The following is a 24,857-nucleotide window of genomic DNA, read 5'->3' on the forward strand; positions in this document are numbered from 1 at the left end:
TCAGGCATGAACAAAATTAGTGCAACAATCCCGCTACAGTTTGATACAGGCTTCTCACCGTTTTTTGCAGCTGAGTTTGATGAAGCCCTCTCTTGGCTTGCGGAAAATCGGTTTGACGGGATTGAAATCTGCGTTTCTGATCCGAAGCGAGTCAATGTTGAAGAATTGAATAATAAACTACGGCGGCATCATCTCGTCGTGACCGCGGTTTCTACCGGCCAAGCGAGGGCGCTGGAGGGAATTAGTCTAACTGATAGCATTAGGGAGGTCCGGGAAAGTGCAGTTCAGCGGCTGAGGGAGCATGTTGATCTTGCCGCCGCAATTGGCTTCCCGCTCGTAACTATTGGACTGCTACGCGGAGCGGGGAACCCAGGCACGAAGGATCGGGACTTGACGTATCTGGCTGAAGCGCTCGAAGTCTGCGCTGCCTACGCCGAATGTCGTCAGGTTGAGCTAATGGTCGAGCCGATTAATCGCTATGAAACGACTTTGCTTAACACGGTGGATGAGACGGTCGCATTCTTGGCCTCTGTTGCCGGTGGTGAACAGATTGGCATCTTATTTGATACCTTCCATGCTAACATCGAAGAGGCTGACATCTGCCATTCCTTAGAGAAACTTGGCGATAGGCTGCTGCATCTTCACTTCGCCGATAGTAACCGCTGGCTGCCGGGGATGGGACATATCGACTTTTCGCAAATTTGCGATACACTGCGCAAAATGAATTATGGCGGCTATGTGTCGCTAGAAACGATCAACATGCCAGACCGCATGGTTGTCAGATCGCGTTCGCAGACCAGTCTAAAACAGTGTTTCGCAGGCATGAAAGAAGGGGGATTGTAATGGACGGAAAAGTGGTCCTAGGTATCATTGGGGTCGGTCGAATTGGCAGGCTGCATGTGGAAAATATCGTCAATCACGTAAAAAACGCCCATATCCGGGCCGTGTCTGACATTGATGCCGACAAGGCCAAGGATTGGGCGAAATCGTTAGGTATTGAGCTGGTTTATCCAGATTATCAGGATATACTCACAGATCCGGCAATTGACGCCGTATTGATTTGCTCTTCGACAGACACCCATGCACAGTTGATTATGGAGGCGGCCAAAGCAAAAAAACATATCTTCTGTGAAAAACCGATAGATTTTGATGTGTCAGTCATCCGTCAGGCCCTTGTCGCTGTCGACGAAGCCGGCGTAAAGCTACAGATCGGTTTTAACCGACGGTTTGACCACAACTTTCGCAAAGTCCATGATGCAGTTGAACGCGGGGCAATCGGACAGACGCATATCGTCAAGATCACATCACGCGATCCCGAGCCGCCGCCGCTCGCGTATGTAAAGGTCTCCGGTGGAATGTTCCTCGACATGACCATCCATGATTTTGATATGGCGCGGTATTTGGCTGGCAGTGAAGTGGAGGAAGTATTCGCAACCGCCAACGTGCTGGTTGATCCGGCAATTGCTGAAGCGGGTGATGTGGATACAGCCGTTGTCACACTGAAGTTCGAAAATGGCGCAATCGGCGTTATTGATAATAGCCGCCGCGCCGTATACGGCTATGACCAACGGGTGGAAGTTTTCGGCTCGGCTGGCTGCATCTCAGTCGCTAATGATACACCAACGACGGCTGTCATCAGCACAGCCACAGGCATAATTAGCGACAAGCCGAAATATTTTTTCCTGGAACGGTACAAAGAATCCTTCATTGATGAAATGAAAGCGTTTGTCAACGCAGTGGCGAACGGTGCTGACACCCCGGTTAGCGGCTTGGACGGACTAAAGCCGGTGTTGATTGGGCTGGCAGCCAAGCAATCACTGCATGAGGGCCGGGCGATTCGAATAGCAAAATGCTAGGACTTTGGACAGACGAAGAAGTTTCCCTTTGAATCCACTACCGCATACATAACTGCTGTTAAATCCGCATATCCCTGCGCTTGCAGTTGTTGTGACAGCCATTCGCGGGAGTGTTGTTCAGATAGGTTTTCTTCAACAATTTCTCCATCCATGACTAATTCGACAGGATAAATCCCCTCTGTTGCCATGATGGCTAGATCAGACCGCGTCACCGGCTGATAGGCGGCTTTCTTGACAACAGTCATTGTGCCGTTATTTTCAATCATGGCATAGTGGACCTCGTTGAGGTCCACTATGCCATTTTCACGCAGCTGTGCATTTAGCTCGTCAAGATCGTAGCGCATGGCTCTCATGCTTTCACGCAGAATTCGACCATCCTTAATGACAAGCGTCGGTGAGCCCTCGATGAGCTTGCGCATAGGTCTACTGATAAGGGTGATATGGGCAATGCCATAGGCTAGAGCAACAAACAATACTAGATCATAGAAATGACTAACGAATTTGTCTGGCTCGGATGCCACGATATTGCCAGCGATAGAACCAATTGTAATACCGCTGACGTATTCATAAAAAGTGAGCTGACCGACCTGAGTTTTTCCTAGAATGCGGGTGAAAAGAAGTAATGCGAAGAATATTAGCGTTGTCTGCCAAGTATCTTGCAAAATTTGCTGCCAATCCATAATGAACACATCCCTCCTCTAGCTATAGGATGGACGGTTCGAACGTTAGCTATGAATAGAAAATAGTAAAGGTAATAGGATACAGATAACGATTTCACAGAGTAAACGGAGGTCACAGAGGGCACAAAGGTCTAATAGGAACGTAATCCAAAGCGCGGATGTCTGACAGGTCGCAAGCTTAGTTTCTGAACTAAGGCGGCAGCTGCCGCAAGCGATAGATCCCGCCGCTCTTTGCTGTTTTCGAATACGCATAATGGCTCGCTAACCCCGACTTCGCCTGCAGGCATGTATACATATTCGCCTGCTAAGCGGTCCCCGAAAATGATGCCAGCTTGAAGATGACTGGCTGTTATCTGACTCATAGGGTAATTCACCATCATTTCCTCAAAAATTGCAAATACTGTTAATAGCCTAGTAGTATAGTAGTTATTATACCACACAGTATCGAAAACAGAATATGAAAGGAAATGGCAATCGCGGTGGCGAACTGTTGTGAAAATAGTACAGGAGGGAAGGGCATGAGTAGTATTAAGGTGGGCATTTGTCAGATGGCTGTACAGGACGACAAACAGGACAATCTAGACCGGGCTGAGGATATGCTGCGGCAGGCCAAGCAGGCCGGGTGTTCGCTGGCCGTATTGCCGGAGATGTTTAATTGTCCCTACACGGCAGAGCTGTTTCCGCAATACGCGGAAGAATATTCGGGTGAGACAACAAAGATGCTGTCTGCGGCTGCGTCAAAGTATGCAATGACAGTCGTGGGCGGCTCGATTCCTGAACGAGATGCCGCTGGCCGCATTTACAATACTTCCTTTGTCTTTAACAGCCAAGGGAAACTACTGGCGCGCCACCGCAAAGCCCATCTTTTCGATGTGGATATTGCCGGTGGTACTGTCTTTCAGGAGTCGAAGACCTTAACTGCTGGGGATAAAACGACTGTAGTTTCAACACCGGATCTGACGTTTGGTGTTGGTGTTTGTTATGATATCCGCTTCTCCCAATTTGCAAGATGTATGACACTCCAAGGGGCAAAACTGTTGATCTACCCTGCCGCTTTTGGCTGGACGACTGGACCGGCGCATTGGGAGCTGCTGCTTCGTTCGCGGGCGGTGGATAATCAGGTATTTTTGATCGGCGCTGCGCCTGCGAAAAATCCTAATGCTGAATATAAGGCTTATGGTCACTCGATGCTAATCGATCCCTGGGGACGCATTTTGGCAGCCGCAGACGAGCACGAGACTGTGATTACCGCAGAGATGGATTTGTCGCTAATCGATAAAGTACGGGCAGAGTTACCAATTCTAAAGCACTGGCGAGAAGACATTTACACGTCCTGAAGCAGAGAATACGTCTGTAAATGGCAGAGCACGCAGAGTACGCGGAAGGGACCCGCAGAGGGAACGGTTATTTTCGTAACCCAGTAGCCCTCAGAGCACCCTCTTCGGTCTCTGCGTACTCTGCGGTTAAGCAGTCCATTTCCGATTTTTAGAACATTTTGCTGAAAAAGATAAAATTCGTTCATGTTTTTTTACTCCTCCAGCAGGGAAACGAACATTAAAGCAGAATAAGTAAAAAAAGTTCTATTATACATATGGGGAGTGGAGAAAAAACATGAAGAACAAGGCTCTTATACTTGCTTTGACTCTGGTCATGGCTATGTCGCTTGTCCTTAGCGGCTGCGGCGGCGAGAAAAAAGCAGAAGCGCCAAAGCAAGACAAGCTGAAAGTCGCTTTCGTGTATATCGGACCAGTTGGCGACGCCGGCTGGACGTATGCTCATGATCAAGCCCGTAAGTATTTAGTGGAAAAAATGCCTGATGTGCAAACTACTATTATTGAATCTGTGCCTGAGGGTGCGGATTCCGAGCGTGTTATTACTCAACTGGCCGAACAGGGTAACAAGATCATTTTTACTACCAGTTTTGGTTACATGGACCCCACCATTAATGTTGCTAAAAAATATCCTGGCATCACGTTCTTACACTGCTCCGGCTTTAAGACAGCGCCTAATGTAGGCACCTATTTCGGCCGGATTTATCAAGCCCGTTATCTGACCGGTATTGCTGCTGGTAAACAGACTAAATCCAATACGATCGGCTATGTAGCCGCTTTCCCGATTCCAGAAGTTATCCGCGGTATCAACGCGTTTACCCAAGGTGTACGCTCGGTGAACCCAGAAGCGAAGGTAAAAGTTGTTTGGACAAATACCTGGTATGACCCTGCCAAAGAAAAACAGGCTGCTCTAACACTGCTTGACGCTGGTTCTGACGTGATCGCTCAGCACCAAGACACTCCGGGACCCATGCAGGCTGCTCAGGAAAAAGGTAAGTTCGGCATTGGCTATAACACCGACATGAGCAAGATGGCGCCTAAGGCTGTTTTGACCTCCGCTCTCTGGAACTGGGGCCCCTACTATGTGAAAGTAGTCGATGCCGTTAAGAAAGGTACTTGGAAGTCTGAACAGTATTGGGGCCCGATGAGCGATGACGTGGTAGCTATTGCTCCGTTTGGCCCAATGGTTACTGATGAAACCAAGAAACTTGTTGAAGACGCTAAGAAAAAAATTCTGAACAATCAATGGGACGTATTCCATGGTCCAGTAAAAGATCAGTCTGGTCAGATCAAGATTGCCGCCGGTCAGAAAATGTCTGATGCGGATATGTTGAGCTTCAATTGGTTTGTTGAAGGTGTAGACGGAACGATTCCTAAACAATAACTTTTCAGGCCGTTGTAGAGGCTCCAGATGTGGTGACGCAAATGGGGCCTTCTGGCGGCTCAATGTATTTTAAACAGGGGAGAGAAAACATATGAGCGCACCACTTATCCAGATGCGCGGCATCGTTAAGACCTTTCCGGGCGTAGTTGCAAATGATTGTGTGGACCTTGATATTTGCGCCGGAGAGATTCACGCTCTGTTGGGCGAAAATGGTTCTGGAAAGAGTACGCTGATGTCGGTACTCGCCGGATTGTACCGTCCCGACTCAGGAACGATTGCCATAGAGGGGAAAACCCGTAATTTTGCTTCGCCGCGTGATGCAATTAACTGCGGCATTGGCATGATTCATCAACATTTTAAGTTGGTCGAACCGTTCACTGTGACGGAAAACATGATGATGAGCGAAAGTAGCGGCTTATTGCTGTCTGCCAAGAAAGTAAAAGCGGAAATTATTGCTTTGGGAGAAAAATTTGGTCTGGCAGTTAATCCAGACGCTGTTGTCGGCCACTTGTCGGTAGGTGAGAAACAGCGCGTGGAAATTCTGCGTGCATTGTATCAAGGATCGCGGGTTTTGATCATGGATGAGCCGACGGCGGTACTGACGCCGCAGGAGACCTGCGAGTTATTTGCAAACTTGAAGAATATGGCGAACAGTGGATGCGCTGTCGTCTTTATTACGCATAAAATGAACGAAGTTCACGAATTAGCTGATCGGGTAACGGTATTACGCGGCGGCAAGGTCAGCGGTCAATTGGCGCGGACTCAGCTCGACACTGACCGATTGGTTCGGTTAATGGTAGGGCGGGATGTTGCTTCACAATATGAACGCGAAGACGCTGCAGTAGGAACGGTGGCGCTAAAGTTAGACAAGGTAATTGCCCTAAATAACATGGGACTCGAAGGTTTGTCTCGTTTATCGCTGACCATAAGACAAGGCGAGATACTGGGTTTGGCTGGAGTCGCTGGCAATGGGCAGCGTGAACTGGCAGAAGTGATCGCTGGATTGCGTAAAGTTGTCGAGGGCTCGGTTACCGTCTTCGGTGAAGAAGTAACAAACTGCAAAGCCTCAGCTATGATTGCGCGTGGTGTCAGCTATGTCCCAGAAGACCGGCTTGGTGTCGGACTGGCGCCAGATCTGGATATTCTCGATAATTTGCTTTTAAAAAGTTATCGCCAGCCGGAATGTTCTGGCCGCTGGCTGCTGCGGCGGCAAATGAATGAGGAAAAGGCGGCGAAGTTGGTCAAGCAGCACCATGTGAAACTGGCTAGTTTGCGGCAACCTGTGCGTTTATTGTCAGGCGGCAATCTGCAGAAATTGCTACTGGCTAGAGAAATAGCACAGCGTCCCCGGCTGATGGTGGTTGTTTATCCGGCCCGTGGTCTCGATGTGGGCGCGACCGAAGCGGTGCATAAATTGCTGCTTGCTTTGCGTGCGAACGGTACGGCGATTCTGTTAATCTCAGAAGACCTGGAAGAAATTCTAAAGCTGGCAGATCGGGTCGGTGTATTATTTAATGGCCGTATCGCCGGTGAGTTTGCCGCTAATGAGGTAGACGTTGCTACGATCGGTCATCTAATGGCAGGTTCTGTACGATTGGAAGGAGGCGAAATGGGTGTTGTTCCCATGTGCGGTTAAACTGGAAAAGCGTCTTGCGCCCTCAACGGCGATGACGTTGGCCACGCCCGTTATCTCCGTTATCCTGGCACTATTGTTTTGTGCGGTATTTCTCGCTTTGACTGGACAAAATCCGTTGGACGTGTATATTGCCATGTTAACCGGAGCCGTTGGCTCGGCCTACGGGCTTTCTGAAACATTAGTAAAGGCCATTCCCCTGATGCTTTGTGGTCTCGGCATTTCGATCGCCTTTCGCATGCAACTCTGGAATATCGGTGGCGAAGGGCAGCTGTATATGGGAGCTTTTGCGGCAACGTGGGTTGCGCTGAGCTTTCCGGAACTGCCGGCCTGGCTGCTGCTGCCGCTAATGGTGGTTGTTTCAATGCTCAGTGGCGGTATTTGGGCGCTGATTGCGGCTGCATTACGGGCGAAATGGCAAGTCAATGAAATTATTATTACACTCATGTTGAACTATATTGGCAGTCTTTGGGTTAGTTATCTGGTGCATGGGCCTTGGCGCGATCCGAAGGGCCACAATTTTCCGCTGACTGCGCCTTTTTCTCCGTCGGCTTTGCTGCCTACACTTGGTGACAGCCGCATTCATGCTGGGCTGATTTTTGCTATTGTACTGATGGTGCTTTTATATGTGGTATTCCGCCAATCACGCTGGGGCTATGAGATCCGCGTCATTGGCGCTAATGAGACGGCAGCCCGTTATGCCGGCATGAATATTAAACGTAATATTTACCTTGTGATGCTGGCCAGCGGCGCGATTTGTGGTTTGGCTGGCATGACGGAAGTCAGCGGCATTGTCGGACGCTTACAGCCAAATATTAGTCCAGGTTACGGATTTACCGCCATTATTGTTGCGTATTTGAGCCGGATGAACCCGTTAGCGATTGGGATCGTTTCACTGCTGTTTGGCGCACTGCAAGTGGGTGGCTACTACATCCAGACCTTTGGTGTATCTGCCACTGTGTCGGCAATGTTGCAAGGTGCGATACTTTTCTTTGTTGCTGGCGGCGAAGTGTTTACTCAATATCGGCTTGTAGTCAAGAGTGTGAAGGGAGCTGTAGCGCGTGGCTGATCAGGGATTTGTTATTTCCGTTCTGGCGGCCGCCATCACTGCAGGCACGCCGATACTATATGCCGCACTTGGCGAATTGGTCACTGAACGGGCCGGTATTCTAAATTTGGGTGTTGAGGGGATTATGTTGGTGGGGGCGGTCTCTGGCTTCATCGCAGCTGTGGCATTTGAAAGCTCTTGGATTGGACTGGCTGCTGCCTTGCTCGCTGGCGGTATGGTTGCCCTGATACATGCCTTTTTGACCATTACCCTGCGCGCTAATCAGACAGTATGCGGCTTGGCTCTGACCCTGTTTGGGACTGGCTTGAGCGGCTATCTTGGTAAGGCTTATATCGGTATGCCTGTTCCACAGCCATTTGTTGCACAATCGCTGCCCTTTCTTAGTGGCATTCCTTTTATTGGGCCAATTATGTTTAACCATGACATACTCGTTTATCTCAGTTACTTATTAGCGCCGCTGTTATGGCTGTTCCTCACTCGAACCCGTCCGGGTCTGCATCTGCGCGCCTTGGGCGAAAATCCGGCAGCAGCCGATGCGCTGGGGATAAATGTGTTTTTTCTGCGCTATTTGTATGTATGCATTGGCGGCATGTTATGCGGCGTAGGCGGAGCCTACCTGTCACTTGCCTATGCGCCGAGCTGGTTGGAGAACATGACGGCCGGACGTGGCTGGATAGCTGTCGCGTTAGTTATTTTTGCCCTTTGGAGTCCGTTGCGGGCTATGGTTGGTTCCTATCTGTTCGGTGGCATTGATGCGCTAGGCTTTTATCTTCAGGTGAAGGGTGTTACTCTGTCGCCATTTTTCTTAACGATGCTGCCATATATATTTACTATTGTTGCTCTGGTTGCCGTGATGGCTCGCCGCGGTGGCAAATTAGCAGCTCCTGGAGCTTTGGGGTTGCCATATGATAGGGAATCGAGGTAAAATAATATAATAGCTCTAAGGGGCGCTAACCACAGAGTATGTGGAGGACGTTTTACCGCAGAGTACGCAGAGGGTGCGTTGAGTACACAGAGGGCTATGGCAAAGTAACCCTCTGCGGATATCCTCTGCGCACTCTGTGTACTCTGCGGTTAACGTAGCTCGTCCTTACACCTCTATACTTTTATATGTAAAACGCTAGGAGAGAATCATGCAAGAACTTCGCGAACGAATTCTTGCCGATGGGGAAGTCATCGGCAGCCAGGTCCTAAAAGTAGACTCATTTTTGAATCATCAAATTGATCCGGTTTTTGTCATGCGAATGGGACAGGAAATTGCCTCCCGGTTTGCCGGAGAGGGAGTGACTCGCATACTGACGGTTGAGGCCTCTGGCATTGCGGTGGCGATGGCAGTCGGGTTAGCGCTTAATGCGCCGCTCGTGTTTGCTAAAAAGAGCCGCGCGTCGACTCAAAATGATTCTGTCTATACGGCAGATGTATATTCATTTACCCGCAAAGAGGCGGTTCATATCACAGTGTCGGCACGTTATCTGGGAAAAGATGACGTCGTGTTGATTGTTGATGATTTTCTCGCTCATGGTGAGGCGATGAACGGATTAGTTAATATCGTCCATCAGGCCGGTGCGAAACTAGCCGGTGCTGGCATTATCATCGAAAAGCGCTTTCAGGGCGGCGGCGACAGTTTACGGGCACAGGGGGTCCGGATCGAATCATTAGCCGCAATTACTAGTATGGAACCGGGAAAAATCTGTTTCGCGGAATGAATATCCATGTAATTCAAAAGGCTGCCAGAGCGTGTTGCTCTGGCAGCCTTTTTGCAGTTGGGATTATTGTGGATTTGCGGGAGAGTTAGTATAAGCTGGAGGTGCTAGGGGGTAGTCTTGCATCTCGGCTGGGGTGTTGACAGGTTCTGCTTTTACTTCAACTTCAACTTCTACTTTTGCTTCTGCTGGGGGATCACTTTTGGTAATCAATTGTTTCAGTTCTGCAAGTGCGCTCTTTAATTCTTTGACTTCGGTCTGCAATTTTTCAACGTCTGTGCTGGTAGCTTGAGCAGTATGTTTGGTCGAAGGTCCCATTCTCCAGACTAACCCGAAACGACCCATTTTCGACTCGCTGCCTTGGAAAGCGACACCAAAATTAGCCATGACAGACTCATCAAAGTGATAGTTAATACCAAGTGCCAGAGCCTGTTGGCCGCCATAGGTACCGACTCCAAAACCCCATTCAGCTTTTGATAGGGGATCATATTTCATGGTTGCAATTCCTGACAATGCGGCAGCCATCGCGCCTGACCGGTGCAATTGGCGTACGTTAACGGCATCGGTATCGGCGACACCTTCGCGGACGTTGGTGATTTGGCGTTCATTGCCATAAGAGCCGACGGAAACGGTGTTGGGGCGATCTGAGATAGAACCGGCGCCGAGCGCGACGCTGTTGTGGGCGTTTGCTGAAGAGCCTTGGCCGATAGCTGTACTTTTTACGCCATATGCCGCGGCATCTTGACCGAGAGCTGTGCTCTTCCGAGCAGACGCTTCAGCACCTTGGCCGATGGCGGTGCTATTGCGAGCACTTGCTACGGCGTCTTGACCGACTGCGGTGGCCTGTTTCGCTGTGGCTTCTGCGCCTTGACCTACAGCCGTAGTATCATTGCGCTTTGCTACCGAGCCATCACCGATTGCTGTACTGTTTTCGCCTTTTGCTTTAGATTCTTGGCCAACTGCTGTGCTATGGTCGCCTGTGGCTTTGGCATTTTGGCCGGTTGCGGTGCTGTCTTGACCGGTTGCATGGGCGTTTTGGCCTATAGCTGTGGCATTAGTGTTATCATATTTCTCTTCATTCCCATCGCCGTTAAACGTTGGGGAGTAGTTGTGAGAACCGGCTACTGCGCCCTGTCCGAAAGCTGAGCTGTTTTTCGTGTGGGCTGTAGATTCTTGGCCGGAGGCGGTGCTGTTCTTACCTTCGGCATATGCATTTTGTCCGGTAGCTGTACTATTGTTGCCTTCAGCATATGCATTTTGGCCGGTTGCAGTACTGTTTTTGCCGGAAGCTGTAGAATATTGGCCAGTGGCAGTACTGTTCCTGCCGGTTGCCCAAGCATCTTGGCCAGTGGCAGTGCTATATTCTCCACTGGCTTTGGCGGCTTCGCCAATTGCGGTACTTTGATATCCTTTGGCTTTGGCGTTTTGGCCTACTGCAGTGCTGTAATCGCCAGTGGCTCTAGAACCCTGGCCTGCAGCCGTGCTATCTTGCCCAGTGGCGTGGGCATTCTGGCCTATTGCCGTGGCATTAGTGGTTTCATATCCAAAGCCGTTACGTTCGCCTTCTCCTGAATTGTGTCCTTTAGTTCCGGCTACAGCACCTTGGCCGAAGGCGGAACTGTTTTCGGTTTTGGCTTTGGCATCTTGGCCGTCTGCGGTGGTATTGTGACCAATTGCCGTAGCATCCTGACCAGTAGCCGTTGTGTTATGGCCAATAGCTGTAGCGTCTTCACCAGTAGCGGTGGAGTTGTGTCCAAGCGCTTTCGCATCTTCGCCAGTTGCGGTGTTGTTTGAGCCAATTGCCTTAGCGTTTTGGCCAGTTGCGGTGTTATCCCTACCGATTGCGGTGGCATCTTGACCAGTAGCTGTGGAGTTACGGCCAATAGCGGTAGCGCCTTCACCAGTAGCGGTGGTGTTGTGACCAAGCGCTAAGGCGTCTTTACCAGTTGCAGTGGTGTTTACGCCGATCGCTTTGGAATTTTGACCGGTAGCGGTGTTATCTAAACCGAAGGCGGTTGCGTCTTGACCAGTGGCCGTCGTATTGCGACCTATCGCAGTGGCATGTTGCCCGGTAGCGGTACTGTTTGTGCCTTGAGCCTTCGAACTTTGACCATTGGCAGTGCTGTTATCGCCAATAGCCTGAGCATATTGCCCGGTAGCAGTGCTGTTTGTACCTTGAGCCTTCGAACTTTGACCATATTGCCCGGTAGCAGTGCTATTAGCACCTTGAGCATTGGCACTTTGACCAGTGGCAGTGCTATTCTCACCTCTGGCATAAGAGTCTTGGCCAGTTGCGGTGCTATTCTTACCGTATGCAGTAGCATGCTGGCCTGTTGCTGTGCTGTTTTCGTAAACAGCTTGAGCGTCTTGACCAGTTGCCGTTGTATTGTTATAAATTGCCTGAGAATTTTGTCCTGTGGCAGTACTGTTGTTGCCGCCGGCAAATGCACTCTCGCCTGTAGCGGTGCTTGCAGTGCCGATAGCATACGAATTTGCGCCGGTCGCTGTACTATCATTGCCTAAAGCGACTGACGAGTTTCCGTTTGCCGTGCTGTTTGCGCCAGTGGCGTAAGCTTTTTGACCAATTGCGGTGCTATTGTCGCCATTAGCGTTTGCTCCTGTACCATAGGCTGCTGCGTTCACTCCGGTGGCAGAAGCGCCACCCTGATCATTACGAAGATTCTCTTTGTCAGTGTATTTCTTAGCAGCATTAAACGTTCTCAAAGCTGTAGAATTAGTATAGTCTTTGGCTTCGTCTAGTGTAGCTGCATCGCCGGCATCGGCATGTGCTTTGGCGCTTGCCAGTGTATTGGCATCGCCGGTTGTCATTTGCCCTACAGTAGCTGCATCAGTAGCAGCAGTTCCTGCGGTAACATTGACAATTTTCCGCGTATTGGTGGAAGTTCCGACTGAAACAGTGCCTGCTGCGTCGGCAACAGAACCTTGCCCAAGGGCAACACTATTGTTCGCATTTGCTTGAGCATTCTGGCCTACAGCAGTACTGTTGTTGCTATTGGCTTTTGCTGCTTGCCCAACTGCTGTGGCATTCTGGCCGTTGGCTTGGCTTTGGTCGCCAACGGCGACGCCTTTTCCATCATTATTATCAGCTTGCGCGGTTGGGGCAATAACAACAACACCTAAAAAAGTACCCGTAGCACCGATTTCAGTATTCGCAGCATAAACCGGCAGCGAATAAGACGAAATAAACAACACGACCAACACCAAAACTAATGTCTGTTTCAGTCCCTTTTTCCTCATGTCTTTAATTCAATCCTTTCGTTTTGTTTTCTTTTAATCCAACGCTGACTTTTGGTCGTACGGCCTCTTGGTCTTAGGGGAAAGAGAACTCTCCAAACATTGATTCAGACATACCCCCTCTGAGATCAGTCCTTACCGTTGCCTTTTGGCTGAAGGGTATGGGATACAGTTTGCATGAGGACAGGACAGTGAACTGATCCACCCTACGAAATACCACCCTCTTCCTCTGGCTATATAGGTCTCTGCCCTATGTAGGAACCAAGCCTAAAAGCCGATGGATAGTTTTGTGTAATTAGCATTTCCACGCGCAGGATAATAAATTCCATAAAATGTAATCTATTATATTTTATGGCTATTGATATGAGATACTTGTCTAAATAACAGAAAGAGAACTAGAAAAAAAACTACATATAAGGACATAAGTCCTAGATATACGGGTCTTTAGACCTATATTTATTCAATTTTCCAATTAATCCCACAAAAACTATTAGCGAATAACGAAAAATAGGCAAAAAAAAGAAGGGTGCTTATCGACACCCTTGACTAGTCATCTATAGTTAAAATCTACCTTTATCATGTCTTCTTTTGTTTTATTGCAGGAAAAAGTCAGCTTTTGACGAATATTATCATTTTGCAGCATAATTTAACTTTATAATTATTGCGAAAAGATGTCTGATACCCCACCGAGCATGGATGTGGTAATGTTAACAGGCTCAAGCGCCTGAAAGCGAGTTCCTTCCAGGCTTTGCAGAAGTTTGCGCAGGTGGTTAATTTGCTCATCTAGAACCTTTTGGGCATAACCATGGCCTTCCACTTTAGCTGTGCAGAGTTCGAGCTCACTGATTTTTTCCCGATATTCTTGATGCAGTCTGACGATCTCTAATCCAGTTCTGACTTGCATGAAAGCGCTCCTTGGTTTTCAATTCGTTCACACCTAGCCTTTGCATTGCCAACCAGTTCTATTCTTTGTTTCACAGAGGCTTTTGTATTTGCCGCGAGTTGTACGGGTACTCTAATAGAGTCTGTTACAAAACGCCCATCTGCGTTGTCACGACTGCGTTTGCTTGCTTGCGTACCCTTTGTACGCGGCGCTGCGCAAGCCTCGCTGTTCCTAGTGATACTACTAAGCTTATGTATTACAGCGATGTTTGTAGTCGCATATGTAACAACATCTGGACATTTTCTAACAGACTCCCTTTTATGGTTGCGTGTTTTTCGAAACACGCTCTTAATACAGTATAATAGTTTGAGGAGGCACATAATGTCCTTTCAGCTGAAACCAGCCGATGAAAAATTTTTCGATCTTGTTTTGGAAATGACCAAAGTCATTCAGCTTGCAGCCGATACGTTAGAATCAGCGCTCCGCAACCCAGATAAGGTCGAAGCGATCATGCAGACCATGGACGAGTATGAAAATCAAGCTGACGATATTACAGCAAAGATACTCACTCGCCTGAACAAAACCTTTATTACCCCGATTGACAGAGAAGATATTTATGCTCTGGCCAATAAATTGGATGATGTTGTTGATGGTATTCAAGGCATTGTTGAAAGGCTGCATTTGTATAATGCCGGCAAGGCTTCTGATGGTGTTAAAGAGTTAGCCGAATTGGTTTCTAAAGGCGCCAAACAGATTGACAAAGCTTGCAACTGCCTGCCTGATATCCGAAAGAATCGTTTGAAATTAGAGGCTCGCTGCAGTCGGATTGAAAAGGTTGAGGCAAAAGGCGACAAGCTGTATCGCCAAGAAGTCGCTCGACTGTTCCGCAAGGGTGTTGATCCAATCGAAGTTATTAAATGGAAAGAAATATTGAATCAGATGGAAGAAGTGCTCGACACTTGCGAAGATGTAGCAGATCTACTAAAAGGAGTTCTGCTAAAATATGCCTGATTTAAGTCTTTTGTATCTGGTCATTTTTCTAGCGTTGGCTTTTGATTTTATTAATGGATTTCATGATACGGCGAATGCGATAGCCACTGCAGTTACTACTCGCGCACTTCAGCCAAAAGTGGCGGTTATAATGGCAGCCGTATTAAATTTTCTCGGTGCGTTGCTGAGCACAGGCGTGGCAAAGACCATTGGTGGCGATATTGTCATGTCACCGACTATGGTTAATCAGCAGGTAATTTCCGCTGCTTTACTGGGAGCAATCATCTGGAACCTAGTGACTTGGTGGCGGGGGATACCGAGCAGTTCTTCTCATGCCTTAATTGGCGGTGTAATGGGCGCTGTTGCCGTAAGCAAGGGGTTTTCAGGATTAAACTGGACAGGTATTGAGAGAATCGTATTATCTTTGGTATTATCTCCGATGATCGCTATGGTGAGTGGCTTTGTGGTTATGCTTTTGCTTTTATGGTTGTTTGGACGGTTCTCACCGTATTGGTTGAATAAAGGCTTTCAACGTATCCAATTGCTTTCGGTTGGGTTGATGTCTTTTTCACACGGTTCAAATGATGCTCAGAAAGCAATGGGAATTATAACGTTGGCTTTGCTAAGCGCCGGGCAGATTGAGACGTTTGATGTACCTACCTGGGTCAAACTTGCTTGCGCGGCTGCGATGGGGTTGGGTACCTCTTTCGGCGGCTGGAAGATTATCAAAACGGTGGGCAGCAAGATTACTAAACTCGAACCAATTCATGGTTTCGCTGCAGAACTAAATGGAGCAGTGGTTGTTTTCATCGCGACTTTTTTACATTTACCAGTCAGTACGACTCACGTTGTTGCTGGCTCGATTATGGGTGTGGGATCAGTAAAGCGTATGTCAGCTGTACGCTGGGGAGTAGCTCGCAGCATGGTTTTTGCCTGGTTCATAACCATTCCCTTCAGTGCGGTGGCCAGCGCAGCGATTTATTTGATTATCAAACAGATGGGCTTATAGCAAGAAAAAATGCGCTGTGTTACAGCGCATTTTTTAAACTACTAGAAAGTATATGTTCGTGAAAAGGACGAGGTTACGTCTCCACAGAGGAAAATGAGGATACACAGAGGTCACAGAGGAGTAGTATTTATTTTGCCAGCAATACTGCTGGATCCAAACTTTAACCCTCTGTGGAAATGTGACCCTTATTTCCGCTAAAGACCGCGGTTTCGTACCCTCTCTCCCAAAAGGACAAAGGAGGTCAATATTTATGGAAAAGCAGGGATTGGTCATTGTTCATACTGGTAACGGTAAGGGGAAAACAACTGCCGCGCTCGGCATGGGGTTGCGCGCATGGGGAAACGGTTTTCGCGTATTGGTTCTCCAATTCATTAAGGGTGGTTGGAAGTATGGCGAGCTCCAGGCCATTGGCCGTCTCGGACCAGATTTTATCATTCGTCAGATGGGTGAGGGGTTTGTTAAAGGCAGCAATGATGATGCGATGGCGCCGCACAAGGCGGCCGCGAAGGAAGCATTAGCAGCGGCACGTCAAGAAATGACGAGCGGAAACTGGGATTATATCGTGTTAGATGAGATCAACTATGCTGTTCATTTTGGCTTGATCAGCGTGGATGATGTGCTTAATCTGTTATCAGTGAAGCCGCCTCAATTACACCTTGTGCTAACCGGACGAAATGCCGCCGCAGCGGTGATCGAGAAGGCAGATTTGGTCACAGAAATGAAAGAGGTAAAGCATCCGTTTCAACAGGGCGTCAAGGCCCAACAAGGCATAGAATACTGAAAGGGCGTTGATAAGGGCCCATCTGCGACGCGCACGGATGCGCTAGTGCCGAATGCGCCATGGATGGCATATGCATTCGGTCGTTGTTACACTCAGAAATCTATTGCTTGAGTACCCGTATCGTACGCGGCGCTGCTTGATTTCCGAGTGTGCCTAGCATCTGAACCCTTCTAAACGCCCTTGGAGTATTCGACGGTCTGAAACGGCAGAACAAGACGATGCCTAGTTTGCCTGTCTGTTGACCTGATCTTCATTCGTACTAGGCGTATCATCTAGCATCGCCAAGAATTCGCTGACTAGGGTGGGGTCAAATTGGCTGCCGGCGCAGCGGGCGAGTTCTGCTTTGGCTGCTTGCTCGCTTAGGGCAGAACGGTAGGGTTGGTCATGGGTCATTGCCTCATAGGCTTCGGCGATGCTTAGTATTCGGCATTCAAGAGGGATTTCGTCTTGTTTTAGACCCAGGGGATAGCCGCTTCCGTCCCACCACTCGTGATGTTTCCAGATGAGGTCGGCAATGCCGGTTAGATCAGGTATGGATTGGGCAATTCTCCGGCCAATATCAGAATGGCGTTGCATTTTCACTCGCTCTTCCGGAGTCAGAGATCCAGGCTTGAATAGGATTCGGTCGGAAATGCATACTTTTCCAATGTCATGATGTTGAGCCAAGCGACGCAAAGTTGCGATACGGCTCTTGGGAAGTTGCAGACGATTGGCGAGATTGTCTGACAAGTCTTTTACTCGGTCGCTATGTCCACCAGCGCGGAAGTCTTTGGCATCGGCTTCACGCAGAATTGATTGAAAGAGAGAGTGCCGTGCCGTTTGGCTGTTCAGCAGCTTTTCGCGATACATATTATCATCGGCTTCACGGAAGAGCTCACCTAGATTACTGACATCCTGTTCACTGCCAATCGCGTAACCGACCGATATGCTCAATGGCAGTGCGGAATGGAGTAGATTGTATTCAAACACTGAGTCGTTAATGCGCTGACAAGCGTTTTCTACCGCTTGTGGAGAACAATTTGGCAAAAGAATCGCAAATTCATCGCCACCGATGCGGGCAATAATGTCAGTTTCACGAAAACAGCTTTTGATGAGGCTGGCTGCCTTGTTGATCAAGGTGTCGCCTGCGCTGTGACCGAGAGTATCATTTACTAGTTTCAGTCCGTCAATGTCGCAAATGACCATACCAACCGGGGCGAAGCGATTATCGCTCAGCCGTAGGTTTTCTTCTTCAAAAAAGGCACGGTCATACAAGCCGGTCAGAGAATCACGCTGACTAAGATAACGCAGCTTTTCTTCCATTTGTTTGCGCTCACCGACATCACGCGCGATTAACACCACATACGAGCGATCAGCGATTCTGTATTCGCGGGCGGTTAGTTCAAATAGCACCTTGCTGCCGTCCTTACGGAGATTTTCTGCAATAGACGGATTTGTTTGAGCAGCGAGTACCTGCTGGATTCGTTCCGGTAGCGTCATTCCCTCGTCATCTGGTAAAAGTCGAGAAATACTCATCCCGACTAATTCCTCACGGCTATACTGCAATGCCTTGCAGGCGGATGGATTGGCGTCAATGATCTTACCCTCAAGCGTTTCGATGAAAATGGCGTCTTGGGCAGCTTCGAAAACACCACGATATTTTATCTCACTATGAGTTAAGGCCTGCTTTTGACCGTCGAGCTCTAGGATCATTTGATTGAAGGCGTCAGATAAAGCGCCGATTTCGTCATTTGTTTTTACTGTACTTAGACGATCAGAGCCGATCTTTTGTGGAATTTCCTGCACATGCTGGGTGAATTTGATGAGTGGATTAGTCAAGACTTTTAAAGTGGCGCGAATCATGAATAAGACAACTGCAAGGACCAACAGCGAGATTAGTAAGAAATACGTCCTTGCTTCGGTAATCGGCGCATACAATTCTCCCAGCGGATGGTTAGCGGCCAGTATCCAGTCTTTTGTCCTCAATTGCTTGAAACTGGCGAGGATTTCTAAGCCGCGCGAATTAACCGTTTCTCCCGAGCCCTGAAACCCCTGTGTAGCTTTGTCAAACAGATGATTGGAACCCAGAGGAACGTCTTTTTGGAGAATGCGGTCGCGTTGGGGATGGATAATTATCGTTCTGTCTCGGTTGTATAAATAGACATAGCCTTCTTGGCCGATTTTAGTAGCAGCTAAAGTACCAATGAAATTTTCCTTTAACAGATTCAGACTACCGGCGAAAATGGCGACTAAACGTTGATTCTCATCAAAGATTGGTGTCGTAAACATGATTGCTGGCTGACGATCTATCTGGGTTGATACATATGGCTCGGAAATATATGGATGATGAGTGGCGACAGTTGCCGGAATGTAGTCGCGGAACGATATGTCGAGTCCCCGTCGATCAGCTTCAAATGGCGACTCGGCAATGATTTTGCCTTCTGGTGAGAATACGAACAGATGACTGTCAAAGAGGGAAAGCAAAGCTACTCTTGAGTCGAGAAACGCCTGCATTTTCTCTGGATCGCCGACATCGGCGACAGGCAAAAGCTCAGCATTGGCGATCAGTAGTTTATGGGCATTTTCCATCTTGGCGTCAATTTCATTTCCCATGGCGGAAACGAGGGTAAATTCTTGCGCTGTGATGGAGTCTTTATAACGAGCTTCAAAAAAGGACAAAGTAAAATACGCCATTACCAATAAAGTCATCGCCAGAACGGCTGAAATGACAACAGTTATTTTATTGCGTATACTGAAATGGGACATGGTCTCTCCTCCGTGCGCAGATAATAAAACTTTCTGTATGTGTGAACTGTATTCCTGCAGGGAAAAAGTGTTCTTGGCGAATAATGTTAAAATAGACAAATGAGTATTATAAGGGCGTTGGGAGGATGGTACATGAGGACTCAAGGGTGGTATCTTTTTCAAGTGGCAACTGTCGTTTTTCTGCTTTCAATCAATTATCTTGCAGACCGTCTGCTGCGTCGTCTATACTCTCGTTATACTGGGAAACCCCGGATACTTTTTTGGCTTCTGGCACTTCTGTCGGTTCTGGTTTACGCATTAGCGCGGACGGCTGTCTTTCGCGAGGTTGGAGCAGGATCGATTCTCAAATATTTTATGTATGGAATGGTCATTTGGGATATTGCCATCGCAGGTCTTCTATTCTCGTGGCCGTTATGTTGGATTGCGTCGCGGTTCGTGCGGCGGGAAGAACAGGACCCTGGCCGCCGCGCTTTTATCGGACAAGCTTTAGGGTTGGGAGCGGCGGTTTCGCTTTCCGGTGCGATCGGCGGCGTAATTGCCGCCGAGTCGAGCGTAGTTGTACGGCGAAGAACGCTGAGTTTTACCAATTTACCGCCATCACTTTCCGGTTTGCGGGTTGTGCAGATTTCAGACTCGCATCTTGGCTTGTTTTTTGGCCTTAATCGATGGGAGGAGATTCTACAGCTGGCTCAAAACGAACAGCCTGATCTGCTGTTGCTAACTGGCGATATTGTTGACGATCTGGAACTTTTAACGCCTGCATTGGATAAATTGGCTGTGATGCGGCCTTCCATACCATGTGGGATTTTTGCTTGTTTAGGCAATCACGAATATTTCCGTAACGTGTCTATTGTTCGCCGCGCCTTCGCCAGCGCCGGCGTTCCGTTGCTTTCCAATGAGAACCGTCGTCTGGTTAAGGGGAATGGGGAATTCTATTTATTGGCGGCAGACTATCCCTTGACTCGCAACCCCGGCGAGCGTGAAGCTCTATGCCAAGAGTATGCTAAACTGGCGGCGTCAGGCGTGCCGAAACAGGATTTTGCGATTTTCATGGCGCATCATCCAGACTTTATCAATGAAGGCTTTCGCCGCAACATTCCGTTGACGGTGGCAGGTCATACCCATGGTGCGCAATTCGGTTGGGGAGAACGCTCGCTGTTTGAGGGCGCTTTTTCGTACACGCGTGGATTATATCAGCAGGGGTCCTCGTATGGCTTTGTCAGTAGCGGCGTAGGTCATTGGCTGCCGTTTCGGCTGAATTGTCCACCGGAAATTGTTTCATTTACTTTAATGCGAACAACTGTTGAATGAACCAAGGACTTTAACACAAGCGGCATAACAGACGTAGAGATGCGTTAGCGCTAAGCCCGCGAAGCGCGCAAGCGCCGCAAAGCGGGTATTTACTATATAAAACTCCTTTGCGATCTTCGATTATTTGCGATCTTTGCGCTAAACGTTTTTTCTCCCCTAGAACGCGACCAGTGGTTTCTTAATAGGAAGCCATTGCCTTTTTGCTTGTTTTAGGGCAAAATATAAGTATTATGGATAGTATGGAAATGTTTTCTGTAACTGGGAGGGTGTATGAGCGATAAAATTAGTCAGCTTGCAAAAGCAGGCCAGGATTGGGTAATTTCGTTGCGTCGACACTTTCATATGTGGCCAGAACTCGGTGGCGAGGAGTTTGAAACACAACGCAAGATTATCGAAGAATTGCGTTCACTTGGTCTTGAACCCCGTAAAGCGGCGGGAACTGGGGTTATTGCTGACCTCAAGGGGGCACTCCCCGGCAAGCTAGTGGCATTACGGGCTGATATCGATGCTCTGCCGATTCAGGATGAAATTGATCAGCCATATCGTTCACAACACCCGGGGCGTTGTCATGCTTGCGGTCATGATGCTCATGCTGCTATGCTTTTGGGCACAGCAAAAGTTTTGTCCCAACTACAGCAGGAACTGGCTGGGACAGTTCGATTTATATTCCAACCCAGTGAAGAAAAGTTCCCCGGCGGTGCACAAGCCATGATTGCTGACGGCGCTCTCAAGGGAGTCGCGAGCATCATTGGGACACATGTTTGGCAAGATGTTCCGGCTGGTCAGATCGGGATTACTCATGGCCGCCTGATGGCTGAGCCGGATGCTTTTACGATAACTATTCAGGGCAAGGGTGGACACGGTTCGATGCCGCATCAGACGGTTGATCCGATTTTCGTGGGCTCGCAAATTGTCGTCGCGCTAAAATCAGTGATTGGCTGCAATATGGATCCGCTCGAGCCAGTAGTACTGTCATTTGGTATGTTTAAAGCCGGTGAGGTATACAATGTGATTCCAGACAAGGCCACCCTGCTGGGAACAGTGCGTACGTTTGCCGAAACAGTTAGAGGAAAAGTATTTAAGCGGATTGATGAGATTTGTACAGGCATTTGTTCTGCTTCTGGTGCTACTTACACGCTGGAACCGGTGTTTGGCTATCCGGCTCTTGTCAATAACCCGGAAGTCTCGACGTTGCTTGCCGATGTGGGGGCCGAGGTTTTGGGCGATTCCGGCGTTAAGGACTTCCAGCCTGTCATGGGAGGAGAGGATTTCTCCTATTATTTGCAGGACACGCCAGGCGCGTTCTTTTTCCTCGGCATCGGAAACGTGGAGAACGGTGTAGTCTATCCGCAACATCATCCTAAGTTTGATATCGATGAAACTGCTCTGGTGTTTGGAGTGGAGATTATGGCGAAAGCGACGTTGCGCTTGTTGGCGAAGTCGTAGTTGGCAGTCCGAATCATCGGTTTGCCTGAGGGGAGTGATAGCTGTAGAGACCCAGCCAGACGCGTACAGTCTTTACTGGACGTTGTTAATTATTCTTATTATTATTGGTGGTTTGTTGTCGGTCATCGAGCAGACGATATTGTCCGCCCGAAAAACCAGATTAGAGAAATTCGCTGAAGAAGGCGATAAGCGAGCGCTGTCAGCACTTAGCGTAATTGAAAATCAAGACATTGTTCTACTTGCTGTGAGAGTAGGGTTAGCTGTTGTCTGTCTGACAGCAGGCGGGTTGGCGTTTTCCCAAACCGATCTTTTACCATCGCACGAAAGAGAAGTTGTTTGGCAATCGTTTGCCTTAGTAGCAACCGCGCTATGCGGTTTTGCTCTCGCATTTGCCTTTGCGGCGAGTCGTCTAACTATCGGCAGTTCTGAACTGGTACTAATGCGCTTTGCATGGCTAGCTCGGTTAGTCTCTTTTCTATTCTCGCCGTTAACCCGTTTGTCTACTGCTGCGGCTGATGCGGTATTCCGCTGGGTGGCGCCTAGTAGGACAGAGGCAGCGGATGAAATTGAGGAAGAGGTCTGCTTGCTGTTGGAGCAGGGTGCGCAGGATGGCATATTTGAGAAGGCTGAACAAGATATGGTAGAGCGCATTTTCACCCTTGATGACGTGCGGGCTAGTGCGCTAATGACTCCACGTACTCAGATTATGTGGCTGGATTTAGAGGAAACACCGGAAAGACATTACGAAATTGTTCGGCAAAGTGGACATTCACGCTTCCCGGTGGCTCGTGGTAGTTTGGATGATGTGGCTGGCGTCGTCTTCGCTAAAGACCTCCTCAGTCTGACGTTTTGCGGACAAGAGCTTTCGCTCGAACCACATATTCGCAATCCGATATTTGTACCAAAAAGCATGAGCGGACTGCGGATTCTCGAGCTATTCAAAAAGGCGGGAACGCATATTGCGTTAGTCATTGATGAATATGGCGGAGTTCTTGGCTTAATCACAATTAATGATATTTTAGAACATATTGTTGGTGATCTGCCATTGGCTGACGAACCAGATGAAGCCATGATTGTACAACGTGAAGATGGCTCTTGGTTGATTGATGGCATGTTGCCAACCGAGGAACTGAAAGAGTTGTTGGCTGTGGAAGAACTGCCTGAAGAAGATAGAGAATATTACCAGACAGCTGGTGGATTTATCACCTCATACTTGGAGCGGATTCCTGCGGTGTCAGAGTCTTTTATTTGGGATGGTTGGCGTTTCGAAGTGCTTGATATGGACCGCTCTCGAGTCGATAAAATCCTGGTTTCCCGAATTCCCGAACCTGAGGTTTGGGGAGAAGTCCTTGATTAGACACTCTGTTTAACCGTATTTCGAAGGGGATTTTAGCGTGAAGATTGCTTTTGTTATTTACAATGGTATGACTGCTCTTGATTTTATCGGCATATTTGACCCCGTTACCCGATTAAAGACGATGGGAGTAAAGTCGGCGCTTAGGTGGGATATCGTAGCCTTCACGCCTGCGGTAATTGATTTTGCCGGTCTGGCTTTCACGCCGGATAAGGTCGGCGTTTCTCTGGAAGGCTATGATATGGTTGTCATTCCTGGCGGCTTCGGTTCGCGAAGGCTAGCACAAGATAAGACGTTTCTTGACTGGATTCGCACAGCGGCTCATTGCCCTCTAAAGGTCTCGGTTTGCACAGGCTCTCTGATCTGGGGCGCAGCCGGTTTGTTGCAAGGCCGCAAAGCGACTACCCATCCAACCGCTTATGACCTTTTGCGCCCTTATTGCGAAGTTGTTACTGATGCCCGGGTGGTCGATGAAGGAGATGTTATTACCGCTCGTGGTGTTACCTCAGCTATCGATCTGGGCTTATATTTGTGCGAATTGCTGGCGGGGCCGGATGCTCGGGAGACGATCAGAAGACAAATGGATTACTCTGCAGGGCGTTGATAAGGCTCATATGCGTCGCACCCGTAAAGGGCAGGCCGCCAACTCCATTGGACAGGACGTCCAGGTACCGCGAAGGCCATGGACGGCCGAGAGCGATGAAAGGCGCTAAAGCGCCAAGAGTTGCGCACTTACTCCTGTGCGCGCTCCTTCTGCGTACTTCCAGTACGCGGCCAGTCTCGTGCTCGTCGTGCCTAGCCTCTGGACCTTCTGAACGCCCTGCAGGGAATATTGTGAAAGATATAGAAGAACATATACGAGAAAGTGAAAACAGCGAATCATAAAAGGAGTGTGGATTAACATGATTTTTGGACAATTATCAAATTTGGCAAAAGAAAAAGCCGCGATCGGCGGCGTGCTGCAACAGGGGTTGGAGTATCTGGCGAAAACAGATTTCAAGCCGATGGCAGTCGGACGTTATGAAATAGATGAAAATATGTATGCTCTAGTGCAAGAATATGTCACTCAGCCTAAGGCTGATCGCAAAGCAGAGCGCCATGACAAGTATATTGATATTCAATATGTCGATCAGGGTGAAGAATGCATCGGTTTTGCGCTACATTCACCGGAAAACGAAGTTTCCGAAGATAAATTGGCGGAAAAGGATGCTATTTTCTATAAGACGGTTAAAGATGAGGTTGCTTTGGTGATGCCGGCAGGAACGTATGCCATCTTCTTCCCGGCTGACGTTCATCGCCCCTGCTGTGAAAGCAAACAGCCTGGACAAGTGCGGAAAGTTGTTCTGAAAATCAAGGTCAGCGCACTGGGATAAGATAGCGCGAAGCCCGCGAAGGCCGCAAGCGCCGCAAAGCGGAATAAAAAACAT

The 24,857-nt window shown here is 48.7% G+C and carries 21 protein-coding genes; 16 read left to right on the top strand and 5 right to left on the bottom strand.

What is annotated here, in order from left to right; all coding sequences use genetic code 11:
* Positions 1 to 6: 6 nt before the first annotated feature.
* Together AXX12_RS11175 and iolG are read left to right on the top strand one after the other, a co-directional pair.
* The gene (locus AXX12_RS11175) at positions 7 to 843 is read left to right on the top strand and encodes a sugar phosphate isomerase/epimerase family protein (protein ID WP_066242357.1); all 837 of its coding nucleotides are present in this window, start codon (positions 7 to 9) and stop codon (positions 841 to 843) included.
* On the top strand, positions 843 to 1,856 hold the full coding sequence (gene iolG, locus AXX12_RS11180) for an inositol 2-dehydrogenase (RefSeq protein WP_066242360.1): 1,014 nt from the start codon (positions 843 to 845) through the stop codon (positions 1,854 to 1,856). The genes AXX12_RS11175 and iolG overlap by 1 nt, the downstream gene beginning before the upstream one ends.
* Here iolG and AXX12_RS11185 read toward each other — a convergent pair.
* Entirely contained in the window at positions 1,853 to 2,536 is a 684-nt protein-coding gene (locus AXX12_RS11185) for a DUF421 domain-containing protein (protein WP_066242363.1), read from the bottom strand. The genes iolG and AXX12_RS11185 overlap by 4 nt on opposite strands.
* A 131-nt stretch (positions 2,537 to 2,667) precedes the next feature.
* Positions 2,668 to 2,898 (bottom strand): hypothetical protein, encoded by a 231-nt coding sequence (locus tag AXX12_RS11190; protein WP_066242366.1) that lies wholly within the window; start codon positions 2,896 to 2,898, stop codon positions 2,668 to 2,670.
* Positions 2,899 to 3,054: 156 nt separating this feature from the next.
* On the opposite strand from AXX12_RS11190, the gene AXX12_RS11195 reads away from it, so the two are divergent.
* The 6 genes from AXX12_RS11195 (at position 3,055) to AXX12_RS11220 (ending at position 9,659) form a co-directional block, all read left to right on the top strand.
* A complete protein-coding gene (locus AXX12_RS11195) occupies positions 3,055 to 3,873 on the top strand; it encodes a carbon-nitrogen hydrolase family protein (protein WP_066242368.1) in 819 nt (272 codons plus the stop codon).
* A gap of 274 nt (positions 3,874 to 4,147) precedes the next feature.
* Positions 4,148 to 5,251, top strand: a complete 1,104-nt coding sequence (locus AXX12_RS11200) for a BMP family ABC transporter substrate-binding protein (protein WP_066242370.1) — start codon at positions 4,148 to 4,150, stop codon at positions 5,249 to 5,251.
* A 91-nt stretch (positions 5,252 to 5,342) separates the two neighbouring features.
* On the top strand, positions 5,343 to 6,887 hold the full coding sequence (locus AXX12_RS11205) for an ABC transporter ATP-binding protein (protein WP_066242371.1): 1,545 nt from the start codon (positions 5,343 to 5,345) through the stop codon (positions 6,885 to 6,887).
* Between the two features lie 31 nt (positions 6,888 to 6,918).
* Positions 6,919 to 7,953, top strand: a complete 1,035-nt coding sequence (locus tag AXX12_RS11210; RefSeq protein ID WP_066243082.1) for an ABC transporter permease — start codon at positions 6,919 to 6,921, stop codon at positions 7,951 to 7,953.
* Positions 7,946 to 8,878 (top strand): ABC transporter permease, encoded by a 933-nt coding sequence (locus AXX12_RS11215; RefSeq protein ID WP_066242374.1) that lies wholly within the window; start codon positions 7,946 to 7,948, stop codon positions 8,876 to 8,878. Before AXX12_RS11210 ends, AXX12_RS11215 begins: the two co-directional genes overlap by 8 nt.
* A 208-nt stretch (positions 8,879 to 9,086) precedes the next feature.
* Positions 9,087 to 9,659: a xanthine phosphoribosyltransferase gene (locus AXX12_RS11220; RefSeq protein WP_066242377.1), complete on the top strand. Its 573-nt coding sequence runs from the start codon at positions 9,087 to 9,089 to the stop codon at positions 9,657 to 9,659.
* Positions 9,660 to 9,722: 63 nt separating this feature from the next.
* Here the strand turns inward: AXX12_RS11220 and AXX12_RS11225 are convergent, their stop codons facing one another.
* Together AXX12_RS11225 and AXX12_RS11230 are read right to left on the bottom strand one after the other, a co-directional pair.
* A complete protein-coding gene (locus AXX12_RS11225; RefSeq protein ID WP_066242380.1) occupies positions 9,723 to 12,914 on the bottom strand; it encodes a YadA-like family protein in 3,192 nt (1,063 codons plus the stop codon).
* A gap of 655 nt (positions 12,915 to 13,569) precedes the next feature.
* Positions 13,570 to 13,815 (bottom strand): hypothetical protein, encoded by a 246-nt coding sequence (locus AXX12_RS11230; protein WP_066242382.1) that lies wholly within the window; start codon positions 13,813 to 13,815, stop codon positions 13,570 to 13,572.
* A gap of 360 nt (positions 13,816 to 14,175) precedes the next feature.
* Between AXX12_RS11230 and AXX12_RS11235 the strand changes: the two genes are divergently transcribed.
* The 3 genes from AXX12_RS11235 to cobO all read left to right on the top strand — a co-directional run bounded on the left by AXX12_RS11235 (position 14,176) and on the right by cobO (position 16,574).
* Positions 14,176 to 14,805, top strand: a complete 630-nt coding sequence (locus AXX12_RS11235; RefSeq protein ID WP_066242385.1) for a DUF47 domain-containing protein — start codon at positions 14,176 to 14,178, stop codon at positions 14,803 to 14,805.
* Positions 14,798 to 15,793 (top strand): inorganic phosphate transporter, encoded by a 996-nt coding sequence (locus AXX12_RS11240; RefSeq protein WP_066242388.1) that lies wholly within the window; start codon positions 14,798 to 14,800, stop codon positions 15,791 to 15,793. The genes AXX12_RS11235 and AXX12_RS11240 overlap by 8 nt, the downstream gene beginning before the upstream one ends.
* Positions 15,794 to 16,043: 250 nt before the next feature.
* Positions 16,044 to 16,574, top strand: a complete 531-nt coding sequence (gene cobO, locus AXX12_RS11245) for a cob(I)yrinic acid a,c-diamide adenosyltransferase (protein ID WP_066242391.1) — start codon at positions 16,044 to 16,046, stop codon at positions 16,572 to 16,574.
* 222 nt (positions 16,575 to 16,796) lie between these two features.
* Here the strand turns inward: cobO and AXX12_RS11250 are convergent, their stop codons facing one another.
* Positions 16,797 to 19,319: a diguanylate cyclase domain-containing protein gene (locus tag AXX12_RS11250; RefSeq protein WP_066242396.1), complete on the bottom strand. Its 2,523-nt coding sequence runs from the start codon at positions 19,317 to 19,319 to the stop codon at positions 16,797 to 16,799.
* 132 nt (positions 19,320 to 19,451) lie between these two features.
* Here AXX12_RS11250 and AXX12_RS11255 point away from each other — a divergent pair, with 132 nt between their 5' ends.
* The 5 genes from AXX12_RS11255 to AXX12_RS11275 all read left to right on the top strand — a co-directional run bounded on the left by AXX12_RS11255 (position 19,452) and on the right by AXX12_RS11275 (position 24,803).
* Positions 19,452 to 20,630 (top strand): metallophosphoesterase, encoded by a 1,179-nt coding sequence (locus AXX12_RS11255; RefSeq protein ID WP_066242398.1) that lies wholly within the window; start codon positions 19,452 to 19,454, stop codon positions 20,628 to 20,630.
* Positions 20,631 to 20,900: 270 nt separating this feature from the next.
* Entirely contained in the window at positions 20,901 to 22,076 is a 1,176-nt protein-coding gene (locus AXX12_RS11260; protein WP_066242401.1) for a M20 metallopeptidase family protein, read from the top strand.
* Between the two features lie 34 nt (positions 22,077 to 22,110).
* Positions 22,111 to 23,433, top strand: coding sequence for a hemolysin family protein (locus tag AXX12_RS11265; protein ID WP_231881870.1), 1,323 nt, complete (start codon positions 22,111 to 22,113; stop codon positions 23,431 to 23,433).
* Between the two features lie 37 nt (positions 23,434 to 23,470).
* Positions 23,471 to 24,034 carry a DJ-1/PfpI family protein gene (locus AXX12_RS11270; RefSeq protein ID WP_066242404.1) on the top strand — a complete coding sequence of 188 codons (564 nt, stop codon included), beginning with the start codon at positions 23,471 to 23,473 and terminating at the stop codon, positions 24,032 to 24,034.
* A 298-nt stretch (positions 24,035 to 24,332) separates the two neighbouring features.
* Entirely contained in the window at positions 24,333 to 24,803 is a 471-nt protein-coding gene (locus AXX12_RS11275) for a NanQ anomerase/TabA/YiaL family protein (protein WP_066242407.1), read from the top strand.
* The last annotated feature ends 54 nt before the right edge of the window (positions 24,804 to 24,857 follow it).

This window comes from Anaerosporomusa subterranea (genome assembly GCF_001611555.1).
In the GTDB taxonomy this organism is placed as follows: domain Bacteria; phylum Bacillota; class Negativicutes; order Sporomusales; family Acetonemataceae; genus Anaerosporomusa; species Anaerosporomusa subterranea.

What these genes read in the sequence shown, in the direction of transcription:
- AXX12_RS11185 (WP_066242363.1), bottom strand. Translation starts at nt 2,536, where the DNA reads ATGGATTGGCAGCAAATTTTGCAAGATACTTGGCAGACAACGCTAATA.
- AXX12_RS11205 (WP_066242371.1), top strand. Translation starts at nt 5,343, where the DNA reads ATGAGCGCACCACTTATCCAGATGCGCGGCATCGTTAAGACCTTTCCG.
- AXX12_RS11195 (WP_066242368.1), top strand. Translation starts at nt 3,055, where the DNA reads ATGAGTAGTATTAAGGTGGGCATTTGTCAGATGGCTGTACAGGACGAC.
- AXX12_RS11210 (WP_066243082.1), top strand. Translation starts at nt 6,919, where the DNA reads ATGACGTTGGCCACGCCCGTTATCTCCGTTATCCTGGCACTATTGTTT.
- AXX12_RS11190 (WP_066242366.1), bottom strand. Translation starts at nt 2,898, where the DNA reads ATGAGTCAGATAACAGCCAGTCATCTTCAAGCTGGCATCATTTTCGGG.
- AXX12_RS11200 (WP_066242370.1), top strand. Translation starts at nt 4,148, where the DNA reads ATGAAGAACAAGGCTCTTATACTTGCTTTGACTCTGGTCATGGCTATG.
- AXX12_RS11225 (WP_066242380.1), bottom strand. Translation starts at nt 12,914, where the DNA reads ATGAGGAAAAAGGGACTGAAACAGACATTAGTTTTGGTGTTGGTCGTG.
- iolG (WP_066242360.1), top strand. Translation starts at nt 843, where the DNA reads ATGGACGGAAAAGTGGTCCTAGGTATCATTGGGGTCGGTCGAATTGGC.
- cobO (WP_066242391.1), top strand. Translation starts at nt 16,044, where the DNA reads ATGGAAAAGCAGGGATTGGTCATTGTTCATACTGGTAACGGTAAGGGG.
- AXX12_RS11220 (WP_066242377.1), top strand. Translation starts at nt 9,087, where the DNA reads ATGCAAGAACTTCGCGAACGAATTCTTGCCGATGGGGAAGTCATCGGC.
- AXX12_RS11235 (WP_066242385.1), top strand. Translation starts at nt 14,176, where the DNA reads ATGTCCTTTCAGCTGAAACCAGCCGATGAAAAATTTTTCGATCTTGTT.
- AXX12_RS11250 (WP_066242396.1), bottom strand. Translation starts at nt 19,319, where the DNA reads ATGTCCCATTTCAGTATACGCAATAAAATAACTGTTGTCATTTCAGCC.
- AXX12_RS11255 (WP_066242398.1), top strand. Translation starts at nt 19,452, where the DNA reads ATGAGGACTCAAGGGTGGTATCTTTTTCAAGTGGCAACTGTCGTTTTT.
- AXX12_RS11230 (WP_066242382.1), bottom strand. Translation starts at nt 13,815, where the DNA reads ATGCAAGTCAGAACTGGATTAGAGATCGTCAGACTGCATCAAGAATAT.
- AXX12_RS11240 (WP_066242388.1), top strand. Translation starts at nt 14,798, where the DNA reads ATGCCTGATTTAAGTCTTTTGTATCTGGTCATTTTTCTAGCGTTGGCT.
- AXX12_RS11175 (WP_066242357.1), top strand. Translation starts at nt 7, where the DNA reads ATGAACAAAATTAGTGCAACAATCCCGCTACAGTTTGATACAGGCTTC.
- AXX12_RS11275 (WP_066242407.1), top strand. Translation starts at nt 24,333, where the DNA reads ATGATTTTTGGACAATTATCAAATTTGGCAAAAGAAAAAGCCGCGATC.
- AXX12_RS11260 (WP_066242401.1), top strand. Translation starts at nt 20,901, where the DNA reads ATGAGCGATAAAATTAGTCAGCTTGCAAAAGCAGGCCAGGATTGGGTA.